Here is a 12,020-nt window from a genome sequence, read left to right as displayed (position 1 = left end):
GGATAATGAAAATTTCTTGACTTAATGCTGATGTTATCTGACTTTTACCAAAACTGAATGTGCGCGGTCTGCAACGTGATGTCTGATGGCTGACGCACCGGGAGGAACGAAATGTCAGATAAAAAATACATCCTTGCCATTGATCAGGGAACAACCAGTTCGCGTGCCATTATTTTTAACAGTGATGGCAAATCGGTTGCTGTGGCGCAGCGCGAATTTCCCCAACATTTTCCAAATTCAGGGTGGGTTGAACACGATCCGGAAGATTTATGGGATACGGTGGTTGAAACCTGCCGGGAGGCGATCTCTCATATTGACGTGCATAGCATAGCCGCGATTGGCATTACCAATCAGCGCGAAACCACCATTGTCTGGGATCGCAAAACAGGGAAACCCGTTTATAACGCTATTGTCTGGCAGGATCGCCGTACAGCCGCCCTGTGTCGTGATTTACGCCACAAGGACCCGAAACTGGAAGAACACATTAATGGCAAAAGCGGCCTGTTGATTGACCCGTATTTTTCTGCCACCAAAATTGCCTGGATACTGGACCATGTAACCGGTGCGCGTGCACGGGCAGAGCAGGGAGATTTGGCCTTTGGCACGGTGGACAGCTTTTTGTTATGGCGCTTAACGGGCGGAAAGGCGCACGCAACGGATGCGACAAATGCTGCCCGCACCAACCTTTACAATATTCGCGAGGATCGTTGGGATACGGAACTGTGTGATATTTTTCGGGTACCTCGTCAGATGCTGCCAGATGTAAAGGATTGCGCGGCTGATTTTGGTGTTACCGATGCCGACCTGTTCGGGGCGGCAATTCCGGTTTCCGGCATTGCCGGGGACCAGCAGGCGGCTGCTTTTGGTCAATGCTGCTTTGCCCCTGGCGAGATTAAAAGCACTTACGGTACGGGCTGTTTTGTTATTTTAAATACCGGTAAAGAAGCCGTAACATCGCAACATCGTTTGTTAACCACCATTGGATACCGCCTGAATGGCGAGATAAGTTATGCGATGGAAGGGGCAATTTTCGTTGCCGGTGCGGCGGTGCAATGGTTGCGCGACGGACTGGGTATTATTAAATCGGCGGCAGAGACCGAAGGGTTGGCGGCGGATATTGCCGACAACCGTGGCGTGTATATGGTTCCAGCCTTTACCGGGCTTGGTGCGCCTTATTGGGATGCCGATGCGCGCGGTGCCATTTTTGGTTTAACCCGCGATACCGGACCACGTGAATTTGTTCGTGCGGCCCTTGAAAGTGTTTGTTATCAAACCTTTGATCTGTTCGAAGCCATGGCTGCCGATGGGGTAGCCCCCAAGGCTGTGCGGGTTGACGGTGGCATGGTGGCCAATGACTGGATTTGTCAGTATCTGGCCGATATTTTGGCAATTGATGTGGAACGACCCCAAATTACCGAAACAACAGCTTTGGGGGCGGCATCACTTGCCGGGTTGCAGGTTGGGATGTTTGCGAACCTTGAAGAAATCCGTAATCGTTGGCAGCTTGATGCGCGTTTTTCACCAAAAATGGCGCAACCCCAGCGAGATCATGCCCTTGCCGGTTGGAAGGATGCGGTTGAGAGAGTGCGCAGTGACGACGATTAGGGTTGCGTCAAGCTGACTGGTCAGAACATAAAACCCCCTGTAATATTTGCAAAATCAGGCGGCACAGTTGCTGTGTCGCCTTTAATTTGTGCAGCAGTAACGATGTTCTGTTGATAAACGGGGTGATGCGCAGCCTGGTGTTGCGTTTGGGGGATATATGCTGGATTTGATCTTCAGTAAGGTTGGGCCCGTCTTTTTGACGATCCTGTGCGGTTATTTACTGATGCGAACCCGCATTTTATCGCGCGAGGGTATCCCGGTTCTTGCACGGATTGCGATGAATGTTTTCATTCCGGCGATGCTGTTTCAAACTCTCTCACAGTCTGACATCCGCGCTCATTTCGATTTGCGCCTGTGGGGGGCCTATTATGGCGGTGCGCTGTTAAATTATGCGCTGGTATATTTTACAGCGCGCTTTACCCTGAATGCCAGAAATGACGAAGCAGCCATTACCGCTGTTGGCGGGGTGTTTTCCAATGTGGTGTTGCTGGGCATACCGCTGGTGCAGGCTGTTTACGGCGAAGAAGGGCTGGTGCCACTTTTGATCGTTTTGGCGATCCATCCGTTGACGCTTTTGGGCATTACAATTTTTCTGGTTGAAGGTAGCCGCACGTCGGGTGAAACCCGATTGGCGAATGTTGCCAGCAGTATGATTCGGGTTTTGAAAAATCCAATTATTATTGCCATTATTGCCGGTGTTGCGGCATCGCTGATCGGATTGAAGCTACCTGAAATTGTTAATAATACGTTTGAACGTTTCCGTGTCGCCGGTCCAACGGTGGCTTTGTTGCTGGTAGGGTGCGGGTTATATGGACAAAGTGTGCGCGGGAACTTGAAGGCGAGCCTGATTTGCACTTGTGCCAAAATGTTTATTCAGCCGCTTCTGGTGTTTTCTGTCGCTTATTTCATTTTCGATTTACCGCCGTTGTGGTTAACCGTAGTAACCCTTATGGCGGCCTTGCCTGCCGGAGCCAATGTGGCAATTTTGGCCGGGAATTATCAGATTTGTATTGATCGTTCTGCGACTACCATTCTGATTACCACGCTCATCAGCGTCATCACACTGCCATTGTTGGTTCTTTATGCTGGCGTGCCATAAGCCGCTGTCAGGATCATGCGGCATAATCTGATGTCATCTGCAGCCGTTGGGTGGCCGCCTTCCGTGGAGGGCTTTTCGACCTTTTGAATGCGGTTGATAAAATATTGCAGGGCCTGTGCATGGCCTTTTTGCGGCACCTTTAACCATAATTTGCCGGTTTTATGTGTTGTTTTTTTGCCTGCTTTATCAATTATCAATTGATGCCAGTCTGTCAGGGTGATGGTCGTTTCTTGTGCTGTGATGTGCAGGGTTTCCTTGGCGTCCCGTTTTGTGCCGCCATGCGCATAATGCAGGGTGGCGTGGCTGTTATCGGCAAATAACATGTTCCAAATACTGTCGCCCGTGGCACGGTTAATCCAATGACATTGCAGGTCGGTCAGGGGTGATTTTGCCAGTCTAGATATTGCGTCGATAAAATGGCTAACCTCGCCAATTGCGCGTCCCCCTTGAGCAGGATGATCAAGCCAATGCCCGGCGGTTAACGGCGATAAACGAACATTATAGGTAAAATTTTTCGGGCCGTCGGGCAGGTGACTGTCCATGATCGTGGTGAACGGGGCATAACGGCGGTTATGGCCAACCATTAAAATACGGTCAGGATGCCGGGACACTGCTTGTTCCAGTGTTTCCAGTTGGGCGATATTTATTGCCAATGGTTTTTCTACCCACACATGTTTGCCGTGTTCCAATGCCCGGGTGGCAAGGGTACAATGGCTGTCGTGGCGGGTTGCAATAATAACAGCATCAAGCGCGGGATCGTTTAACACCTCGTCGTAATTGCTGCCCGGTTTTGCGTCTGGAATGCGGTGACAGGCCCCGATCGCGGCCAAACCATCAGGGCTGATTACATATGAAATTTTGGCATCAGTAATGGACTTTAATGCCGGCAACAGGGTTGCCCCGGCAAAATTACCCGCACCAATCAAAGCAAGGGATATGGGATTTGTGGCATATTGTTCAGGTATTTGCTGCGCAGGTGTATTGGCTGTGATCGTCCGCGATATATGGTTGTGTGGGTGAGATGTTGTTTCATAAGAAATTACAGTCGCCAGTGGCGTGGCGGTTGTTGATATTGGCTTTGCGGCTTCTTCAAGGGTTTGTCTGGCGTCAATCAATGTATGTGGTGTAATGCGACGATCCGCCATCAGATCAAGAACCGCGCGCATGTTGCGTTTTATCGTCCAGCGTACATACCCAACCGGGTAATCCTGTCCGTCCTGCTCATAGTTGTCATCATATCGGCCAGGGCCGTAGGACCTAACCTGTCGCAGGGTTATTTCCTTGCGAAATAAAAGGTTACGGGTTGCCTGGGCTTTGACATCGCCAACACAAATGATAATTGCACGGTCACGGCAAAGGCGGGTTGCAATGTCAATCAATTTGCCATTCGGGTCCGGGGCGCAAATAAGGACAGCGTCGCAGCCGATATCGTGGGTAAGTGTTGCAAGTGCGAGGTCGGAAAGGGCATTGGCGTTATTAAATGTGGCGATAGCCCCATTTTCAGTTGCTCGGTTGCGCCGGGTTATATCGGGGTCAATCGCGATGGTGCGCGCGCCTGCGCAGCTTGCCAGTTGAATTGCCAATTGCCCGATCAGTCCACAGCCGATTATGGCAATTGTCATACCGATACCGGTTTCACCTTGTCGCAGCGCGTGTAAGGCAATGCTGGCCAACGTGGTGAAAACGGCATCGTCCTCCGTAACTTCCGATGGTACCGGGCAGGCGAGGTTTTGCGGAACAACATTCCATTCGGCATGACAGGCATGGTTGATGCCACCACATGCTACCCGCATCCCAAGTGTAAATCCTTTAACATCGGCGGCAATGGCGGTAACAATACCGCAGCTTGCGTAACCTGCTGCAATGGGGCGGTCCAGCCGATGTTGTACTGCATGGCGGGTTGCGGTAATCCCGTCGCGACGGATTTTATCAATAACCTGTGCCGTCAGGTCCGGGCGTTGCCATGCCTTGGCAATCAGGGGCAGGCGGGTTTCATGGTTCTGGGTTGTTTCGGTGCCATTACTGATTAGTGATCGGGTGGTTTGAACCAGTATGCACCCCGGGCGCAGGGCCGGAATTGGGCAATCGGCAACCGATATCCGCTTTTCACCCGGAAATCGTAATAAGGCGCGCATGGTTGTCATTGCTGTATTTCTGCCCCCGGTTTCACCCGTAAAGGATGTGATTTGATTGTTGAATTAAATCATAATGTTTTACGAGGGTCGATCTGTCATTGACGGATGTATAAACCGTCAGTAGCAACAGCATATAAATTAAAACCTAATGTGCTGTTTGTTCGATGATCTAGCACAGGCCACAGTCCGGAAACTAAAATGACCCGTTTATTCGCTAATACCATTCCTAAAAAGCGTAAAAAGCTGCTGTTTGTCTGTAGTGAGGATTGGTATTTTGTGTCGCATCGCCTGGCGCTGGCACGTGCGGCTCAGATGCGTGGGTGGGAAATTGTTATTGCTTGCCGCGCCAACGAGGCTGCAATTGGCCTTCGTGAAGAAGGTTTCCGAGTGATTGATCTGAAAATAGCACGAGGCGGGTTAAGTCCTGTTTCGTCCCTGGCGACAATTAGTGCGCTATGGAAAATAATGCGACGTGAGAAACCGGATGTCGTGGTCAATATTGCCATTCAGTGTGTTATTTTGTCTGTGCTGGCAGGGCTGCTGGCGGGTGTTTCTCATTCAGTCAATATGGTCACCGGTCTCGGTTTTGTTTTTGTTTCCAATGATCGCAAAGCCCGCCTCGTTCGGGCTGTGATTTCATTTATTTTGCGTATCTATGCCTTTTTCCCGTCTGTCGGGGTCATTGTGCAGAACCGGGACGATCACGCATTAATTAGTGAGTTCGGTTTCTCTGGAGCACGATTGTCTTTGATTAAAGGGTCTGGGGTTGATTTGCAAAAATACATTCCCAAGCTTGTTGTTCGCGAGGATGAAAGTCAAAGCCCGAAAACCGCAATTTTTGTGGCGCGCATGTTGTGGTCCAAGGGGTTGCGGGAACTTATTGCCGCTATTGACCTGCTTCAGAGGAAAGGTCGTCGTTATCGTGTCTGGTTGGTCGGTGATGTCGACCTTGCAAATCCGGATAGCGCGGCCGTAAGTGATCTTGAGAAATGGCAGCAACAGGGACTGGTAGAATGGCTGGGGCGGAGAAGCGACATTCCAGCTTTGTTAAATCAATCTGATTTGGCGGTATTACCCTCCTGGCGTGAAGGCTTACCCAAATCTCTGCTCGAGGCCGCAGCGTGTGGTCTTGCCATGGTTGCAACGGACGTTCCCGGGTGCCGGGAAATTGTAAAACACAATGAAACCGGCTTGCTTGTTCCTTTGCTGGATCAGCAGGCGCTTGCCGATGCCATTGAAGCACTTATGGAAGACGATACCCGTCGTTATCGTCTTGGGCGTCAAGCCCGTATAATGGTTGAGGAAGAGCTTTGTGATGCGGTTGTGGTACAGAAAACCCTTGCTGTAATTGAGGCTGGCACTTCCTGATCGAACGTGGACGTACAACCGCGCTATCAAATAAGGAAGGCAGCCAATAAATATTGGCCGCATTTTTACGATTGTATACAATATCCAAATATGAGATATGTGATGTCAGGCAATGAATGGCGGGCTCACAGTTTGGTGTGATCTCGCATCAACAAAAAGGAATTTGGATCATGCAGGTAAACTGGACTGGCGTATTTCCCGCCGTTGCAACCCAGATGTTTGAAGATGGCAGCATCGACTATGATATGACCGCCACTCAAATCGAATCATTGATTGATGCCGGTGTTGACGGCCTGGTCATGTTGGGCTCGGTTGGTGAAAATACCGCACTTGAGATGGATGAAAAAATTGCCGTTCTCAAACTTGCTGTTGATCTCACCAAAGGTCGAATTCCGGTTTTGTCCGGTGTGGCCGAAACCACAACCCGGGCTGCTATTACTTATGCGCAGAAATGCGAAGAACTGGGTGCGGACGGGCTGATGTTGCTGCCCGGTATGATTTATACCGCAGATACCCGCGAAAATCTTGAGCATTTCCGGGCGGTTGCGGCCAAAACATCCTTGCCGATCATGATTTACAACAATCCTGGTGCCTATCGCGTCGATATTAAACCTGAAGAATTCAATCAGCTTTCCGATGTTAAAAATTTGGTTGCGATTAAGGAAAGTTCAGGCGATCCACGCCGCATTACGGATATCTATAATGCTTGCGGGGACCGTTTTGTCCTGTTCTGCGGCATGGATGATCTGGTTATGGAAACCCAGGTTCTCGGTGCCGTTGGCTGGATTTCCGGTTTCACCGATGCGTTTCCCAAAGAATCGGTCGGTTTGTGGAAACTTCTTTCCGAAGGGAAATATAACCAAGCCTTGGCAATTTATCGCTGGTTTACGCCGGTTCTTCACATGGATGTTCATGCCAAGCTGGTTCAGTATATTAAGCTGGCACAGGCCATGACCGGCGTTGGCAAGGAATATGTTCGTGCCCCCCGTTTAACGCTGGTTGGGGAAGAACGCGATACCATTACCAAAATCATCCGGAAGGCCATCGACACACGCCCGTCAGTGTGATTGCCTGCCTGTAAATAACGAAGCCCTGCCGGTTTTTTCGCGACGGTGATCGCATTTCGGCGGGGCTTCGGATTGTCGGGTCATTTTGCATGTTTAACGGATGAAATATCATGTCTGAGCCGCAGCACGTTCTTGTTATTGGCGCCGGGATTATCGGGGTTAATGTTGGCCTTTCCCTGCAAAAACAAGGTTTTGCCGTGACATTGGCTGACCGGGATGCACCGGGACGTGGCACATCCTTTGGCAATGCAGGCGGAATTGCGGCAACAGAATGTGCCCCCATATCGATGCCGGGCACATTGCGTCATGTTCCTGGCTGGTTGATGGACCCGACTGGCCCGCTATCGTTGCGGTTATCCTATTTGCCGCAAATGTTACCCTGGTTGTTGCGTTTTCTTGTCGCGAGCCGGCGGAGCAATGTTGAAAAAATTGCCACGGAACTGGCTGCTTTGCTCCATTGCGCCTGGGATGACTACGCACCGTTAATTCTTGATGCCAAATTACAGGACGCGGTTTTTAAAGATGGAGCACTGGCTGTTTATCGCACCGCGCAGGGGCGTCGTGCTGCGGACTATTCTATCGATTTGCGCCGCCGAAATGGTGTCGTCCTGACAGATATTTCGCGCGATCAAATTTACGAAATGGAGCCAGATCTCGCGCCGATATTCACGTGTGGTGTGATCGAGGAGAACTGGGGCCGTGTTTTGGACCCGTTTAAAATTGTGACCGGCCTGTATCAGCTGTTTCTTGATCGTGGCGGAAAATTTGAAACGGCTGAAATTGTGGACTTTGTTTATCGTGATGGCCGCCCGCACGCTGCCATCAATCAAATTGGCGATAATATTACCTTTGACAAGGTGGTGGTTTGTTGTGGGGCGTGGTCAAAACAATTGGCCTCTCGTCTGGGTAACAAGGTTCCGCTTGATACCGAACGGGGATATAACACAACGGTTCCGTATCATGGCGTTACCCTTAATCATATGGTGATCAGTGCAGATGACAGCATTGTCCTGACGCCAATGGAGATGGGTATTCGGGTTGGTGGAGCAGTTGAACTTGCCGGTTTAAAGGCCGCCCCTAATTATGATCGGGCAAAGGCCCTGTTTGCCAAAGGCCAGCAGGTATTGCCGGGCTTGCGTGACGAAGGTGGCACGCAATGGATGGGTTTTCGCCCTTCCATACCGGATTCAAAACCGGTTATTTCCTCAAGCTCGCGGCACGATAATACCTTTTTCGCATTTGGCCATGGCCATCTTGGCCTGACCATGGCGGCCACAACCGGCCGGTTGCTGGCTGACCTGGTGGCGGGCAATCCCGCAACCCTCGATATGACCCCTTATCGCATTAACCGTTTTTAAGCGGAGTAGGCCAGACATGGCAAAACACAGTTTTTTTTGTATTGATGGACACACCTGCGGTAATCCGGTGCGGGTCGTTGCAGGCGGCGGGCCTCGTCTGACGGGGGCCAATATGCGCGAAAAGCGCGCTCATTTTCTTGCCGAATATGACTGGATCCGCACCGGATTAATGTTTGAGCCGCGCGGCCATGACATTATGTCAGGATCTATCCTGTATGAACCGACCCGTGATGATTGCGATGTTGCTATATTGTTTATCGAGACATCGGGCTGTTTGCCCATGTGCGGGCATGGTACCATTGGCACGGTTACCATGGCGATCGAACAGGGGCTTGTTAAACCGAAAACACCCGGTGTGCTACGCCTTGATACGCCTGCGGGGCTTGTAATTGCCGAATATAGCCAGATTGGCGAATATGTCGAAAATGTCCGGCTGACCAATGTTCCGTCATTTCTTTATAAAGAAGGGATTGAAGTCGACTGTCCCGATCTTGGCTTGATAAAGGTCGATATTGCCTATGGGGGTAATTTTTATGCCATAGTCGAACCTCAGGAAAACTTCCGTGATATGGCGGATTTCACTGTAGGAGATTTTCAGCGCATCAGTCCTGAACTCCGCCGCCTTCTCAACGAGATTGAGACGTTTATCCATCCGCTGCACCCTGAAATTAACGGGTTGTCTCATATCCAGTGGACAGGTGTCCCCACCCAACCGAATAGCACACATCGCAATGCCGTGTTTTATGGCGATAAGGGGATTGACCGCTCACCTTGTGGAACGGGAACATCTGCGCGTCTGGCGCAGCTTTCTGCACAGGGGCGTTTGCCTGCTGACGGTAAAATTACGCATGAAAGCATTATCGGATCGCAATTTGAAGCGTCGGTCGTTGAGCATACAACGGTAGGTGATTACCCGGCGATCGTGCCTTCCGTTGCGGGGTGGGCACGTATTCATGGGTTTAATACCATTTTTATCGATGACCGAGACCCATATGCACATGGTTTTATTGTTAGATGAGCAGTGACAGGGTGATTAATTTGTGCGTCGGGCCAGGTTAAGCTGGTAATTTTATTGCCACATACCGGTCGCGCCGCTATGACTAATCCAAATGGAAGGGTGCCTTGCAACCTTCCATCCTGGCCACGGCAACAAGATAGACACAAAACAATATGGTTGCATCCCCCCGCTTTACCCGACGGACGATAACTGACCAGGTTACCGAAGATTTACGTGAGCGTATTTTGTCCGGTGATTTTCTGGCTGGAACCCAATTGCGCCAGGATGCCATCGCGACTGAATATAATGTGTCGCGCATTCCCGTCCGCGAGGCCCTGCAACGTCTTGATGCCGAAGGACTGGTAACCTTTCAACCGCATAAGGGCGCCATTGTTGCGCAATTATCACTTGATGAAATCGAAGAGCTGTTTGAAGTTCGCCGGTTGCTTGAATGTGAATTGTTGCGTCATTCGGTTCCACGCCTGGGCGCAGAGGATATTCGTGCTGCCACGGAAATTCTTGATGTCTATGACGAGGCTTTGCGTGCAGGTGATATTGCCCGCTGGGGAGAATTAAACCGTCAGTTCCACGAACGGCTTTATCAGGCGTCCAACCGGCCAAAGACGTTGGAAATTGTTCGTACGATTGGAAATAACACGGTACGCTTCACCCGTGCGCAGCTTGCCCTGTCCGGTGCGACCGAACAGGCGGAACGTGAACATCATGATATTCTGGATGCCTGTCGTGCGGGGAATGTTGCCCTTGCGGTATCCTTGCTGGATCAACATATTTCAGATTCTTGTAAAAGCCTGATTGAATGCCTGCGCATTGCCCGCGCCGGGAATGAAAGCTGATTTTCGTTTCCAATCAACATCTAAAGCGGGTTTGTCAAGGAAGGCGAGCTACACTTACCGGGTGCTGGTTTAGCGTACCTTAAACCCTTTGCCGATGTGGTCCCCATCATCCAGCCAAAATCGGCTTTGGCCACTGTAATGCGCTGTTCCACCAACACAGGCAATGATCGCGTCAAATTCACCGCATCGTGTTATGGCGGCTACTTTCCCTGTAAACTGCGATCCAATGACACTGTTAAACTGGCGTTGCTGTTGCAGGCCGATTTGGCCCCTGGCATATTGAGCTGCCAGTCTGGCGCTTACGCCAGATCCGGTTGGGCTACGATCAACCTGATCTTTGGCGAACACACATATATTTGTGGTGGCCTTATTTGCATCGGTGTCGTTTCCATCTGTCAAAATGGCCCCGTATAAAAATGCCAGATCGTTATGGTCAGGGTGAACCAGCTTAACAACTTGATTTACCGCTATGCAGATTTGTCTGGCAATACTGATTATCTCATTGATGGTTGATGGCAATATCGGCAGACCAAATTGTCGGGCATCGACCAGGGCATAAAAGGCACCGCCATAGGCAATGTCACAGCTAAATTGTTTTCCATCCGGAAGGTTCAGCATATAGTCACGACCAAACAGAAATGATGGTACCGACGAAAATTGTACGCTATGGCTGTGTCCGTTTCTTACGCTTACTTCGGTTCGCACCAGTCCGCACGGGCATTCAATATTAACAACGGTTACAGGTTCAATCACCGGGACCACCCCATAATCCACGGCATATCGACCCAGGGCGATGATGGCGTGACCGCACATGGTCGAATAACCCTCATTATGTATAAACAGTACTGCGATATCGGCCTCTGGCAGTGACGGTTCTACCAGGATGGCGCCATACATATCTGCGTGACCGCGTGGTTCAAGCATCAGAAATTGGCGTAAATGGTCAAAGTTTTCGCGCATATAACGTCGTTTGGCTAAAATATCGTCGCCAATAAGGTGCGGAAAGCCGCCGGTTATAATGCGCAAAGGCTCGCCACCGGTATGCATATCGATAACCTCAATTGGGTTTTCCCGGTTCGGAAAACCCGCTTTTTCAGATAAATCAGGCATTAAACAGTCTCCAGCAGGTCGCATTGCCGCGAAGGAGGGAACGATAACTTCGTGTTCCGGATTATCCGTAAAGGAAGATGAAAATCCGGTCGGGTGAAAAATCGCACAGTCCGTCTTGAATGGGGTTGTTTGTGACATATATATGGATATCCGCGCTAATATTTTGCGTCCTTACATTTTTTACCGGTTTCCGCAAAAAAGGTGTTTACAGGTGAGGGAATGGTGCCTATAACCCGCCTCCACCGACGGGGTGCGGCGCTGGTAACTAGGGCGACGCGGACTGGTCGGGGCGGGGATTTCCCCCGGAGTTCTTTGACATTGTTGATCAGTAGGAAGGGATGCGCGGGCGGCGTTATGGCGCTACAGTCTGTGCATCCTGGAGACGACGGACCTTTTGGTTTGTTGGGGTTTTGGCCTCAATTGATTG

The 12,020-nt window shown here is 50.6% G+C and carries 9 protein-coding genes; 7 read left to right on the top strand and 2 right to left on the bottom strand.

All coding sequences use genetic code 11. The features are described 5' to 3' along the window. The first annotated feature begins 111 nt into the window (after positions 1-111). Both glpK and J4E05_RS20665 read left to right on the top strand, forming a co-directional pair. Positions 112-1,605, top strand: a complete 1,494-nt coding sequence (gene glpK / locus J4E05_RS20670; RefSeq protein ID WP_349599621.1) for a glycerol kinase GlpK — start codon at positions 112-114, stop codon at positions 1,603-1,605. 157 nt (positions 1,606-1,762) lie between these two features. Continuing rightward, positions 1,763-2,704, top strand: a complete 942-nt coding sequence (locus J4E05_RS20665; RefSeq protein ID WP_349599618.1) for an AEC family transporter — start codon at positions 1,763-1,765, stop codon at positions 2,702-2,704. Here the strand turns inward: J4E05_RS20665 and J4E05_RS20660 are convergent. After that, entirely contained in the window at positions 2,686-4,848 is a 2,163-nt protein-coding gene (locus tag J4E05_RS20660; protein WP_349599616.1) for a bi-domain-containing oxidoreductase, read from the bottom strand. The two genes, J4E05_RS20665 and J4E05_RS20660, sit on opposite strands and share 19 nt — an antisense overlap. A gap of 189 nt (positions 4,849-5,037) precedes the next feature. On the opposite strand from J4E05_RS20660, the gene J4E05_RS20655 reads away from it, so the two are divergent. The 5 genes from J4E05_RS20655 (at position 5,038) to J4E05_RS20635 (ending at position 10,483) form a co-directional block, all read left to right on the top strand. After that, positions 5,038-6,207 carry a glycosyltransferase family 4 protein gene (locus J4E05_RS20655; protein ID WP_349599613.1) on the top strand — a complete coding sequence of 390 codons (1,170 nt, stop codon included), beginning with the start codon at positions 5,038-5,040 and terminating at the stop codon, positions 6,205-6,207. Positions 6,208-6,377: 170 nt separating this feature from the next. Next, positions 6,378-7,274, top strand: a complete 897-nt coding sequence (locus J4E05_RS20650) for a dihydrodipicolinate synthase family protein (protein WP_349599610.1) — start codon at positions 6,378-6,380, stop codon at positions 7,272-7,274. A 110-nt stretch (positions 7,275-7,384) separates the two neighbouring features. Beyond that, a complete protein-coding gene (locus J4E05_RS20645; protein ID WP_349599607.1) occupies positions 7,385-8,632 on the top strand; it encodes an NAD(P)/FAD-dependent oxidoreductase in 1,248 nt (415 codons plus the stop codon). 16 nt (positions 8,633-8,648) lie between these two features. After that, the gene (locus J4E05_RS20640) at positions 8,649-9,650 is read left to right on the top strand and encodes a 4-hydroxyproline epimerase (protein ID WP_349599604.1); all 1,002 of its coding nucleotides are present in this window, start codon (positions 8,649-8,651) and stop codon (positions 9,648-9,650) included. A 152-nt stretch (positions 9,651-9,802) separates the two neighbouring features. Beyond that, positions 9,803-10,483 (top strand): GntR family transcriptional regulator, encoded by a 681-nt coding sequence (locus tag J4E05_RS20635; RefSeq protein ID WP_085595183.1) that lies wholly within the window; start codon positions 9,803-9,805, stop codon positions 10,481-10,483. Between the two features lie 69 nt (positions 10,484-10,552). Here J4E05_RS20635 and J4E05_RS20630 read toward each other — a convergent pair whose 3' ends face one another. Continuing rightward, positions 10,553-11,593 carry a proline racemase family protein gene (locus J4E05_RS20630; protein WP_349599601.1) on the bottom strand — a complete coding sequence of 347 codons (1,041 nt, stop codon included), beginning with the start codon at positions 11,591-11,593 and terminating at the stop codon, positions 10,553-10,555. Between the last annotated feature and the right edge of the window lie 427 nt (positions 11,594-12,020).

Origin of the sequence: Thalassospira sp. NFXS8 (assembly GCF_040148805.1) — a bacterium.
Lineage (GTDB): Bacteria > Pseudomonadota > Alphaproteobacteria > Rhodospirillales > Thalassospiraceae > Thalassospira.
The sequence above is the reverse complement of the archived record's forward strand: the minus strand, read 5'-3'. Positions and strand labels throughout refer to the sequence as shown.